Genomic DNA, 21771 nt, shown 5'->3' on the forward strand with positions numbered 1-21771 from the left:
ATGGGAGGCTGGCTGGCCGCGCGCATGCGCGATGCCGGGCGCGCGGCCATCACCACATCTTGCAGGTCGTGCCGTTGTTGACCAGTTCGCCGCCGACGACGATGCCCTTTTCGTCGACGTGAAGCATGGTGTAGCAGCTGGCGACGCCCGTGCGTCGCTGGTAGATGGTGCCGGTGTTGGAGCCGAAGCCATAGCTGACGCCGCCGGGCGGAGGCACGTAGAAGGAGCCGACGGCCTCATCCCAGGAGACTTCGCCCGAGGTCTGCCACATGTAGACCAGTTGTCCGATCGGCAGGTCTTCGCTGGCATAGACGCGGTCGGGCACGCCCCAGTCGACCACGATGTCATTCACGGGCTTGCCCTTGTGGCGCATCATCGCCACGTCCCAGGTGGTGCAGGCGCTCAACACGGCGCCGCACAGGCAGGCCAGCAGGGCCTTGAAAAAACTGAATCGCACGTTTGTTTTCCTTATTCAGATGCTTGACAGGTGCCCTACGCGCCGCATCATGCCAGCGCCCCGGGGAGATGGCGAGAGGGGGTGTGGCGTGCATTCCACACCCTGGGGACGCCCATGTGGACGCGCTGAAACGGTTTTTCCGTGGTTCCCATGGGACAGGGTTCGGGAAAAACGCGGCCCCTTCATAGGGCGAGGCCGGGCCGGGGCGCGCGGCGGCGGTGGCGCGGCTCGGGCAAGGCTGACGCCGCCCTGAATTGAATTATTTGATTTGGTTACATATGACGTGCCGCCGCCTTGTGGCGCCGCCGCGGCGCAGCGCAGGGGCGGGGTGGCGCCATGCGCCCGCGAGCGTGACTTCGCGCGCCGCCAACTCGGCGCGGCGCCCGCGCCCGCAGCTCTTCTCTCCCGCGCTTTGAGAATATTCTTGGCTTGGCCGCGAGGGCGGAAATCTACGATAAGCGCATGATCGTAAATCCCCGTTCCCGGGAAGCATTGACGGCGGCGGCCCCCGGGCTGCCTATGCTTCTGCTGCATATGTTTGCCGTGGCGCTCGCGGCATGCATCCTGGTGGGAACGGCGCTCTACGCCTATTGGTCGTTCACCGGCGAGGTCTCGAAATACCGCCGCCGCATGAACGCCGGCGCCTACAACGCCCAGCTGTATTTCGACCAGCGCGAAGCGCTGCTGCGGTCGGTGGCGGCCTCGGCGGTGCGCAACACCGATCACATGCCGGTCGCCCGCACCCCCAAGACCTTCGGCGCCACCGGCCAGATCAGCGTCACGCCGCTGGTCGATGCCGCCGGCGCCTATGAATGGGCGCTGATCCTCACGCCGCGCGACCGCGCCAACGTGGCGCAGCTGCGCGCCCATGTCGTCTATGCCGCGCCCGGCGGCGACGCCGTCACGCGCCTGCCTGTCCGATCCGATGGCGGCGCCGAGCCCATGTCCACGGAAACCGCGCGCTGGCTGGCGCAAACCCTGCGCCTGCACAGCGCGCGGCCTGGCCCCGATGGCCGCACGCCGATCGTCTGGCTGCGTCCGCCGATGGACGAGGCCAACCGGTTGTTCCTCTACACCCCGGCCGACGTGGCGGGCGAGGAACGCACCTGGATCGGCCTCGAGGTGGGTGGCCTGGCCAGCATGGTCGAAGCCGAATGCGCCAGCGATGGCGCCGGCTATGCGCTGTACGACGGCTCGGGCGCCATGGCGCTGCACGGCGGCAGGCTGCCGTCGCGGGTCGACGAAACCCCTGCCTACCTGTCGCGCGATTCCTTTCACCTGCGCGGCGACAGCTGGTGGCCGCAGACGCTGGTGCTGGTCAAGTCGGTCGGCGAGGCCGGCTGGCGGCTGGCCTACTACGTGCCCATCGGCGATCTGCTCGAAGACGGCGCCGCGTCGTTCTGGGCCGCCGGCGGGGTGGCGGTCGCGCTGATCCTGGTCGTGCTGCTGGCGGTGCGCCACATCCGCAACCGGCTGGTGCGGCCGGCGCTGCGGCAGTACGAAGCCCTGGTCGACAGCGTGGCGCTGAACCGCAAGATCGTCGAAGTGGCCCCGGTCGGGCTGTGCCTGCTGCGGCGCACCGACGGCGCCGTGCTGCTGTCCAACGCGGCCGCGCGCCAGTGGCTGGGCGAGCAGGACCACTGGCGTGAAGCCCTGCTGCGCGCGGGCGCGGAGACCGGCGGGCAGGAATACACGCTGGCCGATGGCCGCAGCGCCTACGTGGCCTGCGCCGCCACCACCTACCAGTCCGAGGACGTGGTGCTGTGCGGCATCAGCGACATCACCGCCCAGAAGAACGTCGAACGCGCGCTGCGCCAGGCCAAGCAGGCCACCGACCGCGCCAGCGAGTCCAAGGCCATGTTCTTCGCCACCATCAGCCACGAGATCCGCACGCCGCTGTACGGCATCCTCGGCACGCTGGAACTGCTGGCGCTGACCGGCCTGACCGGCCAGCAGGAGCAATACCTCGGCACCATCCAGCAATCGTCCTCGACCCTGCTGCGCACCATCAACGGCACGCTCGACCTGTCGCGCATCGAGGCCGGCCGCGAGGAGCTCGACATCGGCGCTTTTTCGCCGGCCGACCTGGTCGAACAGGTGGTGGCGAACTACGCGGCGCGGGCCCGCGCCAAGGGGCTGGACGTCTACGCGGTCACCGAGGTCGGCATGCCGATGGCGGTGCAGGGCGACGCCATCCGCATCCTGCAGATCCTCAACAACCTGGTCAGCAACGCCGTCAAGTTCACCGAGGCCGGCCGGGTCGTGCTGCGCGCCAGCGCCACGGACGACGGCCCGGGGCGGGTGCGCCTGCGTTTCCAGGTGGCCGATACCGGCCCGGGGATCCGCGAAAGCCATCGCGCGCGCCTGTTCGAGCCGTACTTCCGCGCGCCGGCGGGCCAGGACAACGACGTCGCGGGCACCGGCCTGGGGCTGACGATCTGCCGGCGCCTGTCCGACCTGATGGGCGGCACGCTGGCGGTGGTCAGCGAGGAAGGGCTGGGCACCAGCATCTCGTTCTGCCTCTCGCTGGCGGCCGACGACGCGGACGGCGCCGCGCCGGTGACGCTGCAGCCGCGGCCGGTGTACGTGGATGGCGCGGTGCCCGAGGTGGTCGACAACGTGCGCGGCTGGCTGAACGCCTGCGGCGCGATCGCATTGCCGTACCGCAAGCCCGCCGATGAAGCCGAGCCGGCCGGCGCGGTGCTGGTGCAGACCTGGCCGCCGTCGACGCCGGAGCCGCGCTGGCCGCATCGGCGCGTGCGGGTGCTGGCGCCCGGCGCCCACCAGGACGCCTTCATGACCAACGCCGTTGGCGGCGTGGCCAGCGCCTTCAATCCCGTCAGCATCTGCCGCGCGGTGCAGATGGCGCAGGATGGCGTCGAGCGCGGCGCGCTGGGCGCCGACGGCGGCGCGCAACGGTCGCTGGGTCTGCGGGTGCTGGTGGTCGAGGACAACGTCATCAACCAGCTGATCCTGCGCGAGCAGCTGGAACACCTGGGCTGCGTCGCGACCCTGGCCAGCAACGGCGACGAGGCGCTGCGGCTGTGGCGCGGCCAGCCGTTCGACCTGGTCCTGACCGACCTGAACATGCCTGTCGTCAATGGCTATGAGCTGACGCGGGCCCTGCGGGACGGCGGCCACGCCGGTCCCATCATCGGCCTGACCTCCAGTTCGGCCGCCGAGATCGCGCAGCGCGGGGTGGCCGCGGGCATGAACCAGGTGCTGTGCAAGCCCTTGCCGTTCATGGTCCTGGCCCAGACCCTGCACGGCGTCGCAAAGGATATGACGTGAAACAGCTTTCAGACTACAAAGTGCTGGTCCTGGACGACCACGCCTTGCAATGCCTGCACCTGCGGGACCTGCTGCGGCAGGCCGGCTTCGGTCACGTGGATACGGTGGAACGCGCCGACGAGGCGCTCGACCGCATCCGCGCCGAGGGCTACCACCTGGTGCTCATGGACATCCGCATGCCGGGCATGGACGGCGTCCAGTTCATCCACGAACTCGCCCGCCTGAACCTGCGGCCGATATTGGCCGTGGTCACCGCGTGTTCGCGCCGCATGGCCAACAGCGTCGGCCTGATGGCCAAGGAGAACGGCTTCTCGATGCTCGGCACCTTCGTCAAGCCCATCACCGGCGAGCAGATCGCGGGCCTGGCCGAGCGCCTGCAGCGCCGCCCGCCAGCCGAGTCGCCGGGGGCGCTGACCAGCCCTGGCGACACCGGCGACCTGCTGGATCGCGCCAGCGTCGAATGCGCCCTGCGCGACGGCAGCATCCAGGCCTGGTTCCAGCCCAAGAAGTCGCTGGCCTCGGGCGCCATCGTGGGCGCCGAGGCGCTGGTGCGCTGGAAGCACCGGGGGCTGGGCCTGATGATGCCGGGCTCGTTCCTGCGCACGTTGCGCGAGTACGGCCTGGACTACGAGCTGCTGACGCGCATGCTGGAGGACAGCCTGGCCGCCTACCGTGCCTGGCGCCAGCGCGGCTTTCGCGTGCCGGTCTCCATCAACCTGCCCGTCAGCCTCCTGGACCGCCCGCAGCTGCCGGACGAACTGCATCACCTGGTCACCAATAGCGGCATTCCCGCCGAGGACGTAACATTCGAACTCCTGGAAGACGACATGACGGTGGTGCCCGGCAATTACTACATGGGCGCCAGCCGGCTGCGGCTGAAGGGGTTCGGTCTGTCGCAGGACGATTTTGGCAAGGGCTATAGTTCGATGTACAGCCTCATCTCCACGCCGTTCACGGAATTGAAGATCGACCGCGCCTTCGTGCATGGCGTCACCAAGGACGAGGTCCGCGCGGCCGCGCTGGTGTCGTCGGTGCAGTTGGGGCGGCAGCTAGGGCTGCAGGTCACGGCCGAAGGCGTCGAAACCATGGAAGACCTGCAGTTCCTGCGCCGCATCGGCTGTGACTGCGTGCAGGGCTTCCTGATCTCGGCGGCCGTGGACCTGGCGGCGTTCAACGAATTGCTGGCCAACGAACCGAGCCAGGGCGAACCGCGCGCCATCCCCGCGGAAAGACCGGCGGCACGCCGGCGACATGGCGCCCATGGGCACTGAAGCACCTATGAAACTGGATACGCCGCTCATCAAGGTCATCCGAGCGTCCCGTCGTTTGAACATCGCGTTGTTCGGCGCCCTGCCATTGCTGCTGGCGCTCGGCGGCGTGCTCTATTGGGGCGGTCAGCGCATCCTGCAGCAGGAAGAGGAAAAGCTGCGGGTCGATTTTTCCGTGCTGGTCGGCTATATCCATGCCCACGAGACCGTGCTGCAGGGGCTGTACGCGCAGGGCCTGAACCCCGACGGCCAGCGGCTGGTGGCGCCCACGCCGGTCCGCGAGACCAGCGGTTTCGACCGCGCTTCCTGGGCTTTCTTCGATGGCCAGCACGCGATCGCCGCCATGCCGTTCTCGCTGCTGTGCCAGAGCCCCGACGCCTGCCCGGTGAGCAACGGCGTGTTCACCGGCATCGGCGGCTACCTGTCGGACTTCTATTCCACGCGCTGGGCGGCCTCGGTGTATCCGGCGGCGCCGCTTTTCATCATTTCCCCGAGCCAGCAGATCAGCCTGAGCGTGCCGGCGATTTCCACGGTGTCCGGCTACGAGCCGCTGACCCGCCAGACTTTCCTGGCGGTGGTCCAGGCGGTGCAGCAGGCCGCCGGCGGCACCGATCCCGAGGACCGTTCCGGCAGCGAGGGCCCGCGCGTGACGTGGCTACGCGACGCCGACCTGCCCGACGACATCATCGGCATGCTGCCGGTGATGCTGCCGCTGAACGCGCGCGATGGCACCATCGCCACGCGCCGCAACGTCTACGCCGTGTCGCTGTTGAACCGCGGCCGCGTCAGCATCTCCGAGCGGGTCCTGAACATGCCCCTGTACGACCAGTTCTGGCTGCAGCACCAGGGCAAGGCCATCCTGTTCGGCGAAGGCGCGCCGCCGCAGGTCGCGCAGGCGGGCTTTCATTTCGGCGGCGACGGCCTGGTGCTGCGCATCGCCGACAAAAGCGGCACCTGGACGGGCTACTACAAGCTCAACTACGGCAGCTTCTTTCGCGCCAACATGTGGCTGCCGCTGACGGTGCTGCTGATGCTCGCGCTGGGCCTGGCGGCCGGCGCCGGCTACCTGCTCTGGTACAACCGGCGCGTGATCCATCCCGCCGAGGTCGCCCACCTGGACATGGTCGAAAGCGAGGAATTCAACCGCACCGTGCTCGACACGGCGCCGGTCGCGCTGTGCGTGCTGTCGCGGCTGGAGGGGCGCGTGGTGTTCAGCAACGCGCTGGCGAGCCAATGGCTCGGCATCGGCGTGGGCGAACAGCCGCACGACTCGACCGAGGCCAACAAGCTGTTGCGCCAGGTGCTGGGCGCGACCCGGCCCGGCACCATCGAGACCTTCCGCACCCACGAGGGCCGGCCGCTGTTCGTCGCCTTCGCGCCGACCCGCTACAAGAAGCAGGACGTGGTGCTGTGCGCCTTCGCCGACATCAGCGCGCGCGCCGAGATGGAACGCACGCTGGCGCAGGCCAAGCAGCAGGCCGACCGCGCCAACGAGGCCAAGTCCACCTTCCTGGCCACCATGAGCCACGAGATCCGCACCCCGCTGTATGGCGTGCTCGGCACGCTCGAGGTGCTGTCCCTGACCCACCTGGACGACGAACAGCGCCGTCATGTCGACCGTATCCAGGATTCCTCGGTGATCCTGCAGCAGTTGATCAGCGACATCCTCGACATCACCAAGATCGAGTCCGGCCAGCTGGCCCTCGAAATGGACGGCTTCGATCCGCGCGAGCTGGTCGAGAACTGCATTGCCTCGTACGCCGGCATGGCCGAGCAGAAGGGGCTCGTCATCTACAGCTGCGTCGACACCTCGACGCCCGCCTGGGTGGTGGGCGACGGCGGGCGCATCCGGCAGGTCCTCAACAACCTGGTCAACAACGCCATCAAGTTCACCGATTCCGGCCACGTGGTGGCGCGCCTGCGGGCCGAGGCCTTGCCGGATGCGCGCACCCGCCTGCATTTCCAGGTGGTCGACAGCGGCGTCGGCATCAGCGCCGAGAACCAGGCGAGCCTGTTCGAACCGTTCTATCAGATCGATAGCCGATCGCATCTGGTGCGGGGGGCGGGCATCGGCCTGTCGATCTGCGCCCGTCTTGCGGAATTGATGGGGAGTACCATCCAAGTGACCAGTGAATTGGGCCTGGGCAGCAGTTTCTCGATCGCCATCGACCTGGACACGGCCGAGCCGCCGCCCGGGCCGTCGCCGCGGCTGGAGGGGCTGCGCGTCTACGTGCGCAGCGCGCGCAAGGAACTGAGCGACAACATCTGCCAGTGGCTGATCTATTGGGGTGCCCAGGCCAGCATCGCGCCGGCGACCCTGACGCCGGAAGAGGCGGGCGACGGCGTGCTGGTCGACGTGCATATCGCCGGCGACGCGGCGGCGCCGACCGAATGGCAGGGGCCGGTGGTGTCGGCGGGCGGGCGCGACGTGCGCGGCGCCGCGCTGTACCGCGCCGACCGCCACTATCTCACCAGCATCGGCTTCGCGCTCGAGCGCTGGGCCAGCGGCGATGTCGACACCGCCAAGGAAGCCGTGGCGCCGCATTACGCGCCGCTCAACCTGCGCATCCTGGTGGCCGAGGACAACCCGATCAACCAGGTCACGATGTGCGACCAGCTGGAACAGCTGGGCTGCCAGGTGACGCTGGCGCCCGATGGCGCCGAGGCCCTGGCGCAATGGAACATCGGTCCGTTCGACGTGGTGCTGACGGACGTCAACATGCCGCGCATGAACGGCTACGAACTGGCCGGCGCATTGCGGGCGCAGGGCGTGACGGTGCCCATCATCGGCGTCACGGCCAATGCGCTCAAGGACGAGGAGGCGCGCTGCAAGGCGGCCGGCATGAGCAGCTGGCTGGTCAAGCCGATCAAGCTCAGCCTGCTGTGGAACCAGCTGCGCGCGCATCGCACCGGCCGCGCGGCGACGGCGGCAGGGGGCGAAGGGCCCGCCGCGCCTGTCAATGCCGCGCCGGCGCGGGGCGCGCCGCCGATCGTCGGCAAGTATCGCGACGTCTTCCTGCAGACCATGACCCAGGACCTGGCGCGGCTGGAGCAGGCCCACGCCGGTGGCGACCTGCGCGACCTGCGCTCGGTGCTGCACCGCATGCGCGGCGGCTTCGCCGCGGTGCAGGCGATGGACCTGTACCAGCAGGCCGAGCAGGCCGAGGAACGGCTGGCCGCCGATGGCCTGAGCGATACGGCCAGGACCCTGCTCACGGCCTTGCAGGCCGAGTTGCGCAGGACGTTGGCCGAGATCTGAGGCGGGCCGCGCCGGCGCGGGGCCGGGCGGGATGGCCTGGGCTGGCATCGGTCGCGGCGCCTTGCCTTACCAGCGGTAGCTGACGTTGATCATGCCGCCGTAGCCATGCTGGCTGCCGTTGCCGGCCACGCCGAAGACATGGCCCGACACCTGCGTCGCCTTGCCCACGCGGCCTTCCGCGCCCAGCTTCAGTTCGAAGGCGTTGCGCGCCGGTTTTGCCTGCAGCGTGGTGCTGCCCATGCGCACCGCCGGGTTGGCGTTGTCGTGCAGCCAGTTGGTTTCCAGGAAGGGGCGCACCGCGGGCTTGCCGGCCGCCGCGGGGGCGGCCTGCGGATAGAGCCGCACGCCGACGCGCGACTGCCAGGCGCCGTCGTTGCCGCTGCGCATGCGGGTGCCTTGCAGCGTGGCGTCGCGCGCGTCGTAGCGGCTGTAGACCAGTTGGGCGTTCGGTTCCACCACCAGGGTTTCCAGGGCCGAGCCGGCGGCGAACGGCTTGAGGGCATAGCCGGCTTCGAGCGAAGCGCTCCAGACGTTGGCGCGATAGCGCACCGAGCCCAGTTCGCTGCTGATCTGGTTGGTGTAGCGGCCGTACTGCACCCAGGTGTCCGCATAAGCGCCCAGGCGGGTGGCGTCGTTCTGGTAGAACGTGCCATAGATGCCGGCGGAATAGCCCGAGACCTTGCCGCGGGCGCGGGCATGGGTACGCTGGCCGCTGCCGGGCTGGATCAGGGTGGATACCGAGCGGCTGCGCGCGTCGCCATAACCGCCCATCAGGCCGGTATACACCGCGCCCTCGCGGCCAAGCGGGGCCTTGAGCAGGTCGCCGCCCAGCTGCAGCATCGCGCTGTCGGTGTCGACATCGACACGGCCCTCGGACATGCGCAGGCCGCTGTCGTGGCGGCCCTGCGCGCGGGCCCACAGGCCGCGGCCGCGGCGTGCGTCGGCGTCGTCGTTGGCATAGGCCGGCACGCGGTCATGCAGGCTGTGGGTGAACAGACGCATGGCGGCCAGGCGGTTGCCGGCGTAGGCGCCGCTTTCGGGCGATACGTTCTTGAAGCCGCCGCCGGGCAGCACGGGATCGGGCGGGGCCACGGGCGGCGCCGGATCGCCGGGATCGGTCGGTTTGGCCGGATCCACCGGGTCGGGCGGGTTAACGGGCGGCGTGTAGTCCGAGGTCAGGTACCAATCGGGCGCCACGCCGCCGTTGCCGCCACGCACCAGGCTGTAGTCGTAGCCATTGAGCGAGACGGTGTTGGCGCTGGCGCGGTAGCCGGTGGAGCCGCTGTCCAGGTGGAACGCGTCGGCCGTGGTGGTGCCGCCGTTGATGGTTTCGACCACGCGGATGCCGTAGGTGGTTTGGCCGCCGCTGCCGCCAGCATTGACGACGCGCAGCGCGGTATTGCCCGAGGTGGTGCCGCCATCGATGACCAGCTTGTCGGTGGGCGAGGCGTCGTCGCCCAGGCGGGTGTTGAGCACCAGCGTGCCGCCGCCGATGTAGTTGTTGACGGTCAGGGTCTTGAAACCGCTGGCGCCGGCCGGCGACGTGAAGGCCACCGTGCCGGCGTTGGTCAGCGTGCCCAGGCTGGAATCGCCGCGCACGTTCCAGGCGCTGGTGTTGTCCACGGTCAGGCCATTGGCGAGGCCCGTGCCGCGCTGTATGACGGCGCCGGTGAGCACCGAACCGTTCTTGAGCGAGACATCGACGCTGCCGCTGTCGGCCAGCACGTCGCCGGTGAGCCGGGCGTTGCTTGCGTCCAGCGTGACCTGCTCGCTCTCGATGACGGTGGACACGCCGCCGCTGGTGACCGTGACGGCGCGGGAATGCAGCAGCACGCCGCTGTCGATGTCGCCGCCAGCGCGCGCGGTGATGTCCGAGTCCGAGACCAGGAAGGTGTGGCCGCCGCCCGAGGCGAGCAGGCCGACGCCGTCCTGGGTGTCGATGCGGCTGCCATTGCGGAAGGTGACGGTATTGCTCAGGCCGGCGCCGGTGAGGTAGCTCCAGATGCCATTGGCGCCGGCGCCGGTCATGGCCAGGCCGGTGCTGTCCAGCGTGACGGCCGCGCGGTTGCTGACGGACAGGCCGCTGGCGCCCGCGCCGCTGGTGTTGACCTGGGAGTTGCGCGCCGACAGGCTGGCGCCCGAACCGCTGGCGAACAGGCCATAGGCGGTGGCGCCAAGCGTGTTGATCGTGACGCCGTCCAGCTCGACGGCGGCGCCGCCCAGCCGCGCCAGCGCGCCCACGGCGCCATTGCCGGCGGTGTCGATGGAGACCCGCGTGGCCTTGATGGTGGCCGAGCTGCCGTATTCACGCGACAGGTACAGGCCGTGGGCATTGGCGTCGCGGGTCTTGATGCGGCCGTCGACCAGCGTGACCTGGCCGGCGCGGTTGTCCACGCCCACGTGGGCCGAGGCGATGTCGAAGCCGGTGGCCGAGAAGCGCGTGCCGGTGGACGGCAGCCAGACGCCGGTGCCGTAGACGCCCAGCGCCGAGATCGAGACATTTTCGATCTCGGCGGAAGTGTCCTTGGCGTTGATGTTGATGCCATAGCTGTGGTCGCCGGTGGCGGTCAGGCTGGCGTTGCGGATCCTGGCCGCGGAGGGCGTACCGCTGCCGGAGCTGAGCATGACCGCGGAGCCGCCCGTGGTCAGGCTGCCGCCGTCCATCTCGAAGCGGCCGCCCTCGACGCGCGCGCCCACTCCGCTGGCGGCGTTGACCTCGGTGTTGTACAGCGTCACCACGGCGTTGGCGCCGCTGACGCTGACGCCATCGCTGTAGTTTCCGGTGGTGGTGATCCTGCCGTCCTGCACGGTGACGCTGGCGCCGGTTTCGGCGGCGGCGCCGGTGGCGTTGTAGGCGTTGGTGCCGATGGTCACGTCGCGGGCAACGATGGTCGAGCCGGCGCCCGTCGCGGTCAGGCCGCGGCTGCCGCCGTTGGCGGTGGTGATGCTGCCGCCATTGAGGTCGATGCGGCCGCCGGACTGCGCATACGCGCCGTGCGAGTACGTGCCCAGGGTGGCAATATCGCTACCGCCGACGGTGATCAGGCTGCCGGCGCCGGTGGCCGTCAGCGCGTGGGCGTTCTGGCCGGCGCCGACGGTCTTGATGACGCTGTCGGTCAACGTCACGCTGCCGCCGGCGCTGGCGCGCACGCCAAGGGTGTTGGCGGTGGTGGCCGAGCCCGCGGTGATCGTCACGCGGTCGCCGCGCACGCTGTTGCCGGCGACTGAGACATCGAGGGCGGCGCCGCTGCCGGCGTAGGTCAGGGTGTCGCCGTTGTCGAGTGCGCGGGCAACGCTGCCCGACGGATCGTTGATGATGACCTGGCCGAGCTCCGCGGCCTGCGCGGGGTTGGCGAAGGCCGGCAGGGTGATGGCCAGCAGCCCGAGCATGATCGGGTTGAGGGAACAGTGCATGGGTGGCTCCTTGGCCCTTGGCCTTGGCATACCCAGACACATCGAACAGAACCAGACCGAAAAAAAGCAGGAGCCGCTGAAGCGTACTGGTGCGTATCGGACAAAGGCGATTACGTGGCAGTAGCTTTCATGGTGCGTTCGCGGGGGGAGCGAAAAAATAAGACGATTCTTAGATACGCCGTATTGATTCGAAAGGAACGTAACAAGACCCTGGCGACGGGCGGGCCGCACCGGATTGGCGGGTTTTATCGGGGGATTTTCAGAAAATTCCCGCTACGAGCGCGCGGATTCTGTGCTTGGCACTGAGCGTTGTCCGGGCCGGCTGGCCGCTGCCGCCGATCCGTCGCGGCGGGCGAGGCCCGACCTTGTCCGCGCCTGGCTTGCTATCCCGGGGATGCAGGCGTCTGGCGGGATTCGTTCGGCGACTTCAAGGCCGCGCGCAAGCCGTGGCGACCGCCGCGCCTTGCGCGAGCGCTAGCAACGACGCCGTGGCGTCAGAATGGGGGCGCGTGCGGGCAGCCCGCACGGGAAAACTACGCCAGCGCGGCCAGCAAGGCCCGCGCCTGGGCCACCACGTCGGCGTCATTGGGCCGGAACACTACCGGCAGCGCCTGCGGCAACCGCGTGAAGTGCGCCTGGCTGCTGCGCGCATAGGCGGGGTCGTAATGCTGGTCGATCAAGGCGCGCGCCAGGTCGTCGCGGCGACCCTCGTCGATCATGCGTAGCCAACCGGCCACCGTGTCGCGGCTGTGCAGGCCGACCAGCCGCAGCAGTTGGGATTTCAAGCCCGCGGGATCGTCGAACAGCTGCGCATAGTCCTGCCGTAGAAAGACGGCGCGGTCTTCCCGGCTGGCCGTCACCGCGACGCAGGCGCCGCGATGCACCGCCTCCAGCAGCGTGGCGGGCAGGGCCACCGCGCCGATCTTGCGGCTCTCGGCCTCGACGAAGACCGGCCGGGCCGCGTCGAGCTCGCGCAGCCGCGCCGCCAGCAGCGTATCGAAGCGCTTCTGCGTCGGTTGCGCCTGGCCCGGCCACGCGCCCAGCAGCGAGCCGCGGTGCGCGGCCAGCGCTTCCAGGTCGAGCGTTTGCGCGCCGGCTTGCGCCAGGGCGTTGAGCAGCCGCGTCTTGCCGCTGCCGGTGGGGCCGGTCAGCACCACGAAGCGCAGCGCCGTCGGCAGCGTGTCCAGGATATCGAGCGTGGCGCGCCGATAGGTCTTGTAGCCGCCGTCGAGCTGGCGCGCGCGCCAGCCGATCATGTTGAACATCACCGTCATGGACCCGGAGCGCTTGCCGCCGCGCCAGCAATAGATCAACGGGCGCCAGCCCTGCGGGCGCGCGGCGAAGGTGGTGTCCAGGTGGCGGGCGATATTGCGGGCGGCGATGGCGGCGCCCAGGCGGGTGGCCTCGAACGGCGCCTCTCGATAGCGCGTGCCGACCAGGGCGCGTTCTTCGTTGCTGAACACCGGCGCGTTCAGGGCGCCGGGAATATGGTCGTCGGCATATTCGAGCGGCGAGCGCACGTCGATGATGTCGTCGAAATCGTCCAGCCTGTCCAGGCCGACCAGCAGGTGTTTCAAGGCGGAGCCATCCCCGGGGAGCAATGGGGGATTCTCGCATGTCGCGGCGGTTCGCGCCCGGCCCGGACGCCTTGGGAGGAATCCCGGCATGCGGCCCCTTGCCGGGGCGGCGCGCGACAAGGGCCGATCCGCCGTCGCCGCCTTGGCGGCAAACGGCTGCGCGATACCGGGGAAAGGGCGCGGCCCGCGCCGACCCGGGCCGCGCGCGGACTCAGGCGGGGAAGGACAGCGCGTTGGTCAGGTCGCCCATGGGCTGCTGGCCGCGCGCCTTCATCGCGTCGTCGCGGGTCTTCAGGCCGTCCAGGGTCGGCAGGTCGAACACGCGCGTGATGAGGCGCAGGATCGAACCGGTATCGTAGACGGTGTGGTCGACGGTGCCTTTTTTGGCGAAGGGCGACACCACCAGCGTGGGGATGCGCGTGCCAGGGCCCCAGCGGTCGCCCTTGGGCGGCGCCACGTGGTCCCACCAGCCGCCGTTTTCATCCACGGTGATCACCACCACCATGTTCTGCCACTGCGCGCTCTTGCGCAGGCTGTCGACGATGTGGGCGATGTGGCGGTCGCCCGAATCCACGTCGGCGTAGCCCGCGTGCATGTTGAGGTTGCCCTGCGGCTTGTAGAACGTCAGCGGCGGCAGCTTGCCGGCTTCGGCGTCGGCCAGGAACGTATTGGTCGACGACAGGTCGCCCAGGCCGCCGTCGCGCAGGTGCGCGGCGCGCGCGGCGGTGCCGGGGCCGGTGCTCTGGAAATAGTTGAAGGGCTGGTGGTGCGCCTGGAAATTGGGCGACGACGGAAAGCCGCTGTTGGCCGTCGAATCCACCGCGGCCTGCCAGCCGCCCGCGTACCAGGCCCAGTCCAGGCCCTTGGCGCTCATGAGGTCGCCGATGTTGGCGTGGGTCTGCGGCACCATGAAGACCGAGGCCGGGTCGGCCTGGGTGGGGTTGGCGGCATCGCGCGAGAATGCGGGCCAGTACGGCGGGCCCATGGTGTTCACGCCAAAGCCGTCCGGCGTCAGCGCGCTGGCGCCGAACTGCGGCGCGCCGGTGAGGGCGCTGGCCGGCGAGGTGGCCTTGGGTTGCAGGTTGGGGTCGGCCGGGTCGGCGCTTTGCAATTGCGCGATCTGTCCGCGGACGTTGATCGACGCGTTGGCCAGGTCCGGGTAGAAAGGCGGCCTGGCCGCGACCAGGTATTGGTGGTTCAGGAACGATCCCCCGAACGCGCCCTGGAAGAAGTTGTCGCACAGCACGAATTCCTCGGCCAGCTTCCACAGGCGCAGGTTGTAGGCGGAGTCGCTGTAGCGGCCCATCACCAGCGCGCCGGAGTCGGCCCAGGCGACAAAGCGGTCGTTCTTGCCGCCGTTGATCTGCATCTGGTTCTGATAGAACACGTGCCACAGGTCGCGCGTGACCACCCCTTGCGGCAACGGCTCGCCCTGCGGTCCGCGCAGGTCGAACGGCGCGTTGGGCAGGTTGTTCATGTAGGGCGCGTTCTCGGCCACCTGATAAGTGACGTGGTTGGCCTGCTGCGAGGTGGGCACCATGCCGCCCCACACCGGCGGCAGGACCGACAAGGTAGTGCCGTCGCGATCCTTCTGCGTGTAGTCGGCGGCGGTGAGGGCCGACAGCGGCTTTTCCACGCCGGGAAAGTTGGCGAACAGATTATTGAAACTGCGGTTCTCGGCGAAGATCACCACCACGGTCTTGACGTGGTTGCGCAGCTGCGTGGTGAGATCTGGCGCCGGGGGTTGCGTGGGCGGCGTGGCGGGCGGCGTGTCATCGTCGCCGTCGTCGCTGGAACAGCCGGCCAGCGCGCCCATGGCGGCCGCACTGGCTCCCAGCGCGGCGATGCCCGTCAGGAAGCCGCGGCGGGTGGCGCGCACGGGCGCATCGGTATTCCTGGGTTCGGTGGTCGCGGGTGTCGCGGCTTCCTGCGCGATCGCGCCTTTTTCTTTTTCAGACATGGTGAGAGACCTTGCGAAAGGGGCGGCGCCCTGTCATTGCGCCGCGGAGTCGCCGGATGACAGCCGGCATTCACGACGCGTCAGGCTAGAGAGGCAACGTGCTATCGGTGTGACCATCCGCTGTCAGAAAGCTGTACGCTGGGCGGGCCCGCGCAAAATTCCCTTAGACTGGCGCCCTGGGTGAAATCCGAGTGAAAGCAATGACCGACAACCCCGCAACCGAATCCGCGCGCAAGGCGGCCCCGTCCCGCACCAAGCCGCCCGAGGTGCGCCTGGACGAGTTGATGGGCGCCGCGCAGGCGCTGTTCCTGGAGAAAGGCGTCGACGCCACGACCATCAGCGACATCACGGAAGCGGCCGGCGTGGCCAAGGGCACGTTCTACGTGTACTTTCCGTCCAAGCAGGAAATGCTGGCGGCGCTGGGCGAGCGCTACGTGCGGGAGTTCGTCGAACAGCTGGAACGCGCGGTCGATGCGTGTCCGAAGGACGATTGGGTGGGACGCCTGCGCGCTTGGGTCCAGGCCAATGTGGCGACGTACCTGCGCACCTACCGCGTGCACGACATCGTTTTCACCCATCCGCATCATCATGCGCGCGAGGGCCATACCGAGAATGAGGTGATCCGGCAACTGCAGGGCATCCTGCGGGCCGGCGCCGCGGCTGGCGCCTGGCGGGTCGACAATCCGCGCATGATGGCATTGCTGATCTACGCCGGCGTGCACTGCGCGACCGACGACGCGATCCTGTCGAAACTGTCGGACTCCACGGCGTTCGCGCGCGGCGTCGCCGACGCCTATCTGCGCATGCTGGGCGTCGCGGTCTAGCGGCCGTCGATTCCCCCGAGACCGCGGCAGTCTTTGTCCGCCGGGAGGGCGATGATAATGAGAGGCGTTGACAATGCCATTGACAGGGGGCCGCGCTGACTGAATGGGGGCCAGCCGACTTGCGCGGTTTGCGAAACAACGCTATGATTCAAGGCTTGCTTTTTCACGCGCCCGTAGCTCAGCTGGATAGAGTACCTGGCTACGAACCAGGGGGTCGTAGGTTCGAATCCTGCCGGGCGCGCCAATGATTTTCCTTGTGGTTTTGCTCGCGGCTGGTCGTTGATCAGTGCGAAAAGAATCGATAACGGGAAAAAAGAGAAGGCAAGTGCAGTGCCGCGGCAAAATTATTCTGATATAATCTTGCCTCTTTACCGGAGCGCCCGTAGCTCAGCTGGATAGAGTACCTGGCTACGAACCAGGGGGTCGTAGGTTCGAATCCTGCCGGGCGCGCCAATTTGCTTGATGATGATCAGGTGATTGGCTTGGTAAAAAACGATGCGCGGCATCGTTGCAAGCAGTACAAATGGAAAGGCCTTTGATCTCGGATCGAAGGCCTTTTTGTTTGGTCGGTTCGGATGTTGCACTCGATTTGTTGCACCCGATTTTTTTGCGCCCGACTCGGGGATCCGCTTCGTGGGCCAGATCATTGCTCCCGCTCATTGCAGTCGGTCATTTCAGCCGTTCATTGCACCCGCTCGTTGCACCCGCTCGTTGCACCGCGGCTTTCGGATGCGGTGTTGTGTGGATCCGTTTTGCGGATTCTTGAGGTGTTTACCGGGTGCGCAGGGCGCAGGCTTTCGCCATCCGCGCCGCGGCGCCGAGGCATGGCCAAATGTTGGCCCCTGAATGTCAGGCCCTGAATACCGGACCCGGAATGCCAAATCCGGAATGCAGAATCCGGAATGCAGAATCCGGAATGCCGAGGGGATGGGTTGCCCGCCGATCGGGGGCATGCTTTGGCCGCCGCCTTCGCGCGCGGCGCCCGGATCCGAAACCTCAGCGCATCGTCGCTCCATGCGTTGCCGCCGCGCCGGCCCCTTTGTCTTCGTCGTCATCCAGGCCCCAGTTGCCCACGGTGTACCAATCGTCGCCCAACAATTCCGCCGGGTGCATGGTGCGATCCGAGCCGTTGCCACAGGCCAGCGCGTCGGTGGGACAGTAGCGGTCGCAGCCCCAGCAGATGCGTTCGGGGTGCTTCGGATGCAGGGGAAACTTCTTGGCCATGCCGTTGCCTCCAGGGCGCGCGCGAGCATCGTGGAAGGTGCGTCATGGGACTGCGCGGGCGCCGTTTCAGGGTATGCCGCGCGCCGCGTGGCGGCGTATCGCTGTCACTGCGCCGGCTGTATCGCATTCAGCGTAGCGCGCGATGCGGGCGCGGGATTTGATCCGGCGCAAGGGCGCGCGGGCATGGCGGCGCTTCGATTTGCGGACCCGCCCGGCTTCATGCTATAAACACGCCTCTTTAGCGCGCCCGTAGCTCAGCTGGATAGAGTACCTGGCTACGAACCAGGGGGTCGTAGGTTCGAATCCTGCCGGGCGCGCCACCTCATTCGAAGTGCGCCGATCCGTCGGCGCCGCTTGGCGACAATAATGTCGGCAATACAACGCCGGCAAGACGACATCGACCAGGCGACGCTGGCAAGCACGCTCCGCAAGACAACGCTGGCAAGAAAAGCGGCAACAAGAGCGGCAATAAGGGCTGCCATTAAGGGCGGCAACAAGGGCGGCAACAAGGGCGGCTGACACCGGGTTGGCCGCGGCGGCTGGCGGCAGCGCATCAAGCATTCTGGCAACGGCCTGGCGATTTTCGCCAGGCCGTTTTCGCTTGCGCGGCCGGTGCGCACGGCCGGCAACGCGCGCGAACCGGAATGGCGACGTTGACGGCTGGGTCGGAACGCCGCTTACTTCTGGATGTCCTGGCGCTGGCGCCGATAGTCGTCGTAGGAGGTCGAGGCCGCGTTCATGCAGCGCTGGCGTTCCTGCATGTCGGGGATCTTGCCGCATTCATTGCGTTGCCAGGCCTGGCCGGAATCGTAGGCGCGTTGCGATGAACAGGCGGTGGCCGAGACGGCGGCGGCCAGGCTGGCGAGGATGACGAGACGGCGCATGAGGGGTTCTCCCGGAATCGGGTCGAGTGTACAGTCGGCCCTTTGCGCCGCGATCATGAATGCCATCGATATCCGACTCGCCGACGTGGCCGATGCGCCCCGCGTCGCACCGCTGTTCGACGCCTACCGCCAGTTCTACGCGCAGCCGGCTGATCCCGCGGCCGCGCTGGCGTTCGTGCGGGCGCGCCTGGAGCGGGCCGAATCGGTGATCCTGCTGGCCACGGACGCCGAGGATGGCGCGGTGCTGGGCTTCTGCCAGCTCTACCCCTCGTTCTGCTCGGTGCTGGCCGCGCCGATCCTCGTGCTGTACGACCTGTTCGTGACGCCGGCGGCGCGCACGCGCGGCGTCGGGCGCGCCCTGTTGCAACGGGCCGAGGCGCATGCGCGCGCGGCCGGCGCCGCGCGCATGGACCTGACCACCGCCCGCACCAATCTGCCGGCCCAGGCGCTGTACGAATCGCTGGGCTGGGAACGGGACCGGGTATTCCTGGCCTATAACCGCGACCTGGCCGGCTGAGGGGCGAGCGAGGCGGAAGTCACCAGACGCGGTACACGCGGCCGGTCTGCGCGCCCTCGACGCTGCGGCTGTAGGCCAGCGCCACGCGCGCCGCGGGGGCGGCTTCAAAGCCTGGGAAGTAGGGGCCGTAGCTGTCCCAGGATTCGCGCAGCACGGTCGGGCTGACCGAATTGATGCGCGCGTCCCGCAGTTCCACGGCGGCGCCGCGCACGAAGCCGTCGATGGCCGAGTTGACGGCGGAGGCGTTGGCGCCGAAGGGTATCGGTTCGTCGCTGACGATGCCGCTGGTCAGGGTGATCGAGCCGCCCTGGTTGAGATAATGCTGGCCGATGAGCGCCAGGTCGACCTGGCCCAGCAGCTTGTCGTGCAGGCCGATCCTGAATTGCTCGGCGGTCATCTGCGCCAGCGGACCGAAATGCAGGGCGCCTGCGGTGGAGACGATGGCGTCGACCTTGCCGACGCGCTCGAACAGGGCGCGGATGCTGTCACTGCGGGTGATGTCGACCTGGTGCTGGCCCTGGGTCTTGCCGACGGCGATGATGTCGTGGCGCTGGCCGAGTTCGTGGGCCACGGCGCGGCCGATGGTGCCGCTGGCGCCGATAAGAAGGATCTTCATGGGGAGTTCCGCTGTTCATTTTGGGGCGCGGACGGGGCGCCCGCGCATGAAAGCATTCTGCGGTTTCCATTCCTGTGGAAAAATCCAGGAATGGTTGGAACACTTCATACCCAGGGTGCGTAATTCATGGATCGTCTGCTCAGCATGGAGATCTTCGTGGCGGTGGTCGAGCTGGGAAGCTTGACGGCGGCGGCCGCGCGCCACGAGATGTCGGCGGCCATGGCGGCCAAGCACATCAAGGGCCTGGAGGCGCGGCTGGGGCTGCGGTTGATGAACCGCACCACGCGGCGCCAGAGCCTGACCGAGGCGGGCCAGGCCTACTACACGCGCTGCAAGACGATCCTGGCGGACATCCGCGAAGCCGAACAGGGCGCCGAGGCGCTGCGGGTGGCGCCGCGCGGCACCCTGCGCATCACGTCGACGGTCTCATTCGGCTCGTTCGCGCTGGCGCCGGCGATTGCCGACTACCTCGACCGCTATCCGGACGTGAGCGTGGAGCTGGCGCTGAGCGACGTGGTCGAAGACCTGGTGGCCTCGCGTTACGACCTGGCGGTGCGCATCGGCGAGCCGCGCGACTCCAGCCTGGTCGCGCGCCGCATCGGCAGCTATCAGATGATCATCTGCGCGGCGCCGACCTATCTCGCGCGCCATGGCACGCCCGAGACGCCGGCCGACCTGGCCCGCCACCAGTGCCTGGATTTCTCGCATTGGAGCCGCCGCACCGGCTGGCGCCTGGGCGAAGGCGAAGGCGATGGCGACGGCGAGGGCGCGCAGGCCGACTATCCGCCGGCCAGCCGTTTCATCGCCAACAATGGCCAGGCGCTCAGGCAGGCGGCACTGGCCGGCTTCGGCATCGTGCTGCAGCCCGAGTTGTTGCTGGCCGAAGACGTGCGCGCCGGCCGGCTGGCGCCGATCCTGCGGCCCTACTGGCCGGCGGCGCGGCCGGTCACGCTGCTGTATCCGAAAGACAGGCAGGCGTTGCCCAAGCTCACGACGTTCGTGGACTTCGTCGTGGCGCGGTTCGCGGGGAAAGCGGGGCGGGGGTGAGGGGCGTCAGCCACGTCGTCGGTCCACCGCCGTCAGGTTCAGGCCGTTCTTGAGCAGTTGGTAGGCCTGGCCGCCCAGCCAGGCGACCTTCTCGCCGGAACTGGTGCGGCAGACGCAGTGCGTCCGGGGATCGAAGCGGGATGTGCCCAGCGCGGAATAGGCGTCAGGGTCCGACACGAATCGTTCGATACGATACAGCGTGCCGTCGGGGGCCGTGGCCAGGACATCGGTCAATCGTCTTGCGGTACCGAGCATTTTGGATACCTCTCATGCGCGGGCCGTTCTCAGCGCGGCGCCAAAGTTGTTCGAACACGTCCACCGGGTCGGGCCGCGAGGGCCCGGCGTCAATGAAAGTGTCCTCCTAACGATGCATCATCGAGCTGGTCGGGCGAGACTCCCAGGGCTTCCGAAATGCGGTCCAGGATGATCTGGCGGGGCCGCGGGCGAGGCCGTTCCAATTCGATGTAGATGGAGTGATCCACTCCCAGGCGGGCAGCCATGTCAGCGGTGCTGATGTTCAGGTGCTCGCGCCAGGCGCGTATCAGGCTCCAATCGTTGCCGGTTTTTAGACTTGCTACAGCTGATGGTACGACGTTTTTGGAAACCGCGGGCGGATGGCGCGCGGGCTGGGGGCGGTAGGCGTCACGCAGGGTGTTGCGGGCCTTGGCGTTCTTGCGGGCATCCGCCACGGGGGGCGCGGAGCCGGGTTCGGCGGTGAAAATCGTTCCTCCGTTGACCTGGCGGTACAGGTTTCCGCCGACCCAGGACAGCGCTTCGCCGTTGTCGAGCATGCATTCGCAATCCAGGTGGGTATTGCTGGGAATGCTCTCAAGTTTGGCGATGGTTTCCGTGGTCGTGGCGTGGCGCACCACCCGATGCAGCACACCGTCGGGCGAACGCACGAACACGTCGGGAAGTCTCCAGGAAAACGGAATGATGATCTCCATGCCTGCAATGGCTTGCTACCACTGTATCCCTCTGCGTGCGCGATGAGATTTGGGGTTTCCCCTGCATCGCGGACATACGTTGATGGTAGTCCTGTTCGCCCCCGAACATCTTCACAAATCTTCACGCCAGCACCGGCTTTGGCACCGCGCGAAACCGCAGAATGGCGCATTCGATGCTGGAATCGTCGTGATGCTTTCTTTCGGGGCGGGCGCCGCGCGGATGCGGCCGACCGTGGGGCGACGCCGCGCCATCGCGTGGTGGGCGGCGGGGCTGTCTTGCGCCCTGCACGTGGCGCTGGCCTGGCTGGCCTGGCGCGCGCCCGCGCCGCAGGGGCCGCCGCCGCTCGCGCGTCGGGACGCGCTTTTCGTGGACCTGCTGTCACCGTCGTTGGCCAGCGCGCCGGCGCGTTCGTCCGCGCCGGCGTCGTCGTCGGCCGGGCCCGGATTGTCCGCGCCGCCAGCGGCGCGAGCATCGCCCGCATCGCC

At 68.4% G+C, this 21771-nt stretch carries 16 protein-coding genes, 3 tRNA genes and 1 pseudogene; 10 read left to right on the forward strand and 10 right to left on the reverse strand.

Annotated elements, in window-relative coordinates; translation table 11 throughout:
• Positions 1-49: 49 nt before the first annotated feature.
• Positions 50-457 carry a hypothetical protein gene (locus AruCF_RS08010; protein ID WP_049072923.1) on the reverse strand — a complete coding sequence of 136 codons (408 nt, stop codon included), beginning with the start codon at positions 455-457 and terminating at the stop codon, positions 50-52.
• 519 nt (positions 458-976) lie between these two features.
• On the opposite strand from AruCF_RS08010, the gene AruCF_RS08015 reads away from it, so the two are divergent.
• The 3 genes from AruCF_RS08015 to AruCF_RS08025 are packed head-to-tail and all read left to right on the forward strand — an operon-like array spanning position 977 to position 8275.
• Positions 977-3748, forward strand: a complete 2772-nt coding sequence (locus AruCF_RS08015; protein ID WP_083036595.1) for an ATP-binding protein — start codon at positions 977-979, stop codon at positions 3746-3748.
• Positions 3745-5019, forward strand: coding sequence for an EAL domain-containing response regulator (locus tag AruCF_RS08020; RefSeq protein ID WP_049072925.1), 1275 nt, complete (start codon positions 3745-3747; stop codon positions 5017-5019). The genes AruCF_RS08015 and AruCF_RS08020 overlap by 4 nt, the downstream gene beginning before the upstream one ends.
• Before the next feature lie 7 nt (positions 5020-5026).
• Positions 5027-8275 (forward strand): hybrid sensor histidine kinase/response regulator, encoded by a 3249-nt coding sequence (locus tag AruCF_RS08025; RefSeq protein ID WP_254431177.1) that lies wholly within the window; start codon positions 5027-5029, stop codon positions 8273-8275.
• A gap of 66 nt (positions 8276-8341) precedes the next feature.
• On the opposite strand, the gene AruCF_RS08030 is transcribed toward AruCF_RS08025, so the two are convergent.
• From AruCF_RS08030 to acpA, 3 genes are all read right to left on the reverse strand, one after another.
• The gene (locus AruCF_RS08030) at positions 8342-11689 is read right to left on the reverse strand and encodes an autotransporter family protein (protein WP_049072927.1); all 3348 of its coding nucleotides are present in this window, start codon (positions 11687-11689) and stop codon (positions 8342-8344) included.
• A gap of 533 nt (positions 11690-12222) precedes the next feature.
• Entirely contained in the window at positions 12223-13266 is a 1044-nt protein-coding gene (mnmH, locus tag AruCF_RS08035) for a tRNA 2-selenouridine(34) synthase MnmH (protein ID WP_049072928.1), read from the reverse strand.
• Positions 13267-13477: 211 nt separating this feature from the next.
• The gene (acpA, locus tag AruCF_RS08040) at positions 13478-15226 is read right to left on the reverse strand and encodes an acid phosphatase (protein ID WP_063585139.1); all 1749 of its coding nucleotides are present in this window, start codon (positions 15224-15226) and stop codon (positions 13478-13480) included.
• A 200-nt stretch (positions 15227-15426) separates the two neighbouring features.
• Here acpA and AruCF_RS08045 point away from each other — a divergent pair, with 200 nt between their 5' ends.
• From AruCF_RS08045 to AruCF_RS08055, 3 genes are all read left to right on the forward strand, one after another.
• Positions 15427-16050, forward strand: a complete 624-nt coding sequence (locus tag AruCF_RS08045; RefSeq protein WP_049072930.1) for a TetR/AcrR family transcriptional regulator — start codon at positions 15427-15429, stop codon at positions 16048-16050.
• Between the two features lie 167 nt (positions 16051-16217).
• Positions 16218-16294: transfer RNA gene (locus tag AruCF_RS08050), tRNA-Arg, on the forward strand.
• A 132-nt stretch (positions 16295-16426) separates the two neighbouring features.
• A tRNA-Arg gene (locus tag AruCF_RS08055) sits at positions 16427-16503 on the forward strand.
• A 543-nt stretch (positions 16504-17046) separates the two neighbouring features.
• Here the strand turns inward: AruCF_RS08055 and AruCF_RS08060 are convergent.
• Positions 17047-17274 (reverse strand): DUF3079 domain-containing protein, encoded by a 228-nt coding sequence (locus AruCF_RS08060; RefSeq protein WP_049072931.1) that lies wholly within the window; start codon positions 17272-17274, stop codon positions 17047-17049.
• Between the two features lie 243 nt (positions 17275-17517).
• Between AruCF_RS08060 and AruCF_RS08065 the strand changes: the two genes are divergently transcribed.
• Positions 17518-17594: transfer RNA gene (locus tag AruCF_RS08065), tRNA-Arg, on the forward strand.
• Between the two features lie 46 nt (positions 17595-17640).
• A complete protein-coding gene (locus AruCF_RS29090) occupies positions 17641-17793 on the forward strand; it encodes a hypothetical protein (protein WP_156524704.1) in 153 nt (50 codons plus the stop codon).
• 158 nt (positions 17794-17951) lie between these two features.
• On the opposite strand, the gene AruCF_RS08070 is transcribed toward AruCF_RS29090, so the two are convergent.
• Positions 17952-18158, reverse strand: coding sequence for a hypothetical protein (locus tag AruCF_RS08070; RefSeq protein WP_049072932.1), 207 nt, complete (start codon positions 18156-18158; stop codon positions 17952-17954).
• Positions 18159-18213: 55 nt separating this feature from the next.
• Here AruCF_RS08070 and AruCF_RS08075 point away from each other — a divergent pair, with 55 nt between their 5' ends.
• Positions 18214-18675 (forward strand): GNAT family N-acetyltransferase, encoded by a 462-nt coding sequence (locus AruCF_RS08075; protein WP_049072933.1) that lies wholly within the window; start codon positions 18214-18216, stop codon positions 18673-18675.
• Between the two features lie 19 nt (positions 18676-18694).
• Here AruCF_RS08075 and AruCF_RS08080 read toward each other — a convergent pair whose 3' ends face one another.
• Positions 18695-19291, reverse strand: coding sequence for a short chain dehydrogenase (locus AruCF_RS08080; RefSeq protein WP_049072934.1), 597 nt, complete (start codon positions 19289-19291; stop codon positions 18695-18697).
• A gap of 126 nt (positions 19292-19417) precedes the next feature.
• On the opposite strand from AruCF_RS08080, the gene AruCF_RS08085 reads away from it, so the two are divergent.
• Complete coding sequence (locus AruCF_RS08085; RefSeq protein WP_049072935.1) at positions 19418-20338, forward strand: LysR family transcriptional regulator; 921 nt, start codon at positions 19418-19420, stop codon at positions 20336-20338.
• 6 nt (positions 20339-20344) lie between these two features.
• Here AruCF_RS08085 and AruCF_RS08090 read toward each other — a convergent pair whose 3' ends face one another.
• The 3 genes and pseudogenes from AruCF_RS08090 to AruCF_RS29685 form a co-directional block, all read right to left on the reverse strand.
• Entirely contained in the window at positions 20345-20593 is a 249-nt protein-coding gene (locus AruCF_RS08090; protein WP_171905026.1) for a hypothetical protein, read from the reverse strand.
• 89 nt (positions 20594-20682) lie between these two features.
• Positions 20683-21285, reverse strand: coding sequence for a helix-turn-helix domain-containing protein (locus AruCF_RS08095; protein WP_049072937.1), 603 nt, complete (start codon positions 21283-21285; stop codon positions 20683-20685).
• Positions 21286-21396: 111 nt separating this feature from the next.
• Positions 21397-21771: pseudogene (locus tag AruCF_RS29685) on the reverse strand (hypothetical protein); the annotation flags it as partial.

Source organism: Achromobacter ruhlandii, assembly GCF_002082135.1.
Taxonomy (GTDB): Bacteria; Pseudomonadota; Gammaproteobacteria; order Burkholderiales; family Burkholderiaceae_B; genus Achromobacter; species Achromobacter ruhlandii.

Bases quoted from the DNA above. Each gene is read 5' to 3' on its own strand.
- AruCF_RS08095 (WP_049072937.1), bottom strand. From the start codon at position 21,285: ATGGAGATCATCATTCCGTTTTCCTGGAGACTTCCCGACGTGTTCGTG.
- AruCF_RS08075 (WP_049072933.1), top strand. From the start codon at position 18,214: ATGAATGCCATCGATATCCGACTCGCCGACGTGGCCGATGCGCCCCGC.
- AruCF_RS08030 (WP_049072927.1), bottom strand. From the start codon at position 11,689: ATGCACTGTTCCCTCAACCCGATCATGCTCGGGCTGCTGGCCATCACC.
- AruCF_RS08070 (WP_049072932.1), bottom strand. From the start codon at position 18,158: ATGCGCCGTCTCGTCATCCTCGCCAGCCTGGCCGCCGCCGTCTCGGCC.
- AruCF_RS08060 (WP_049072931.1), bottom strand. From the start codon at position 17,274: ATGGCCAAGAAGTTTCCCCTGCATCCGAAGCACCCCGAACGCATCTGC.
- acpA (WP_063585139.1), bottom strand. From the start codon at position 15,226: ATGTCTGAAAAAGAAAAAGGCGCGATCGCGCAGGAAGCCGCGACACCC.
- AruCF_RS29090 (WP_156524704.1), top strand. From the start codon at position 17,641: ATGTCGGCAATACAACGCCGGCAAGACGACATCGACCAGGCGACGCTG.
- AruCF_RS08090 (WP_171905026.1), bottom strand. From the start codon at position 20,593: ATGCTCGGTACCGCAAGACGATTGACCGATGTCCTGGCCACGGCCCCC.
- AruCF_RS08025 (WP_254431177.1), top strand. From the start codon at position 5,027: ATGAAACTGGATACGCCGCTCATCAAGGTCATCCGAGCGTCCCGTCGT.
- AruCF_RS08085 (WP_049072935.1), top strand. From the start codon at position 19,418: ATGGATCGTCTGCTCAGCATGGAGATCTTCGTGGCGGTGGTCGAGCTG.
- AruCF_RS08080 (WP_049072934.1), bottom strand. From the start codon at position 19,291: ATGAAGATCCTTCTTATCGGCGCCAGCGGCACCATCGGCCGCGCCGTG.
- AruCF_RS08015 (WP_083036595.1), top strand. From the start codon at position 977: ATGCTTCTGCTGCATATGTTTGCCGTGGCGCTCGCGGCATGCATCCTG.
- AruCF_RS08045 (WP_049072930.1), top strand. From the start codon at position 15,427: ATGACCGACAACCCCGCAACCGAATCCGCGCGCAAGGCGGCCCCGTCC.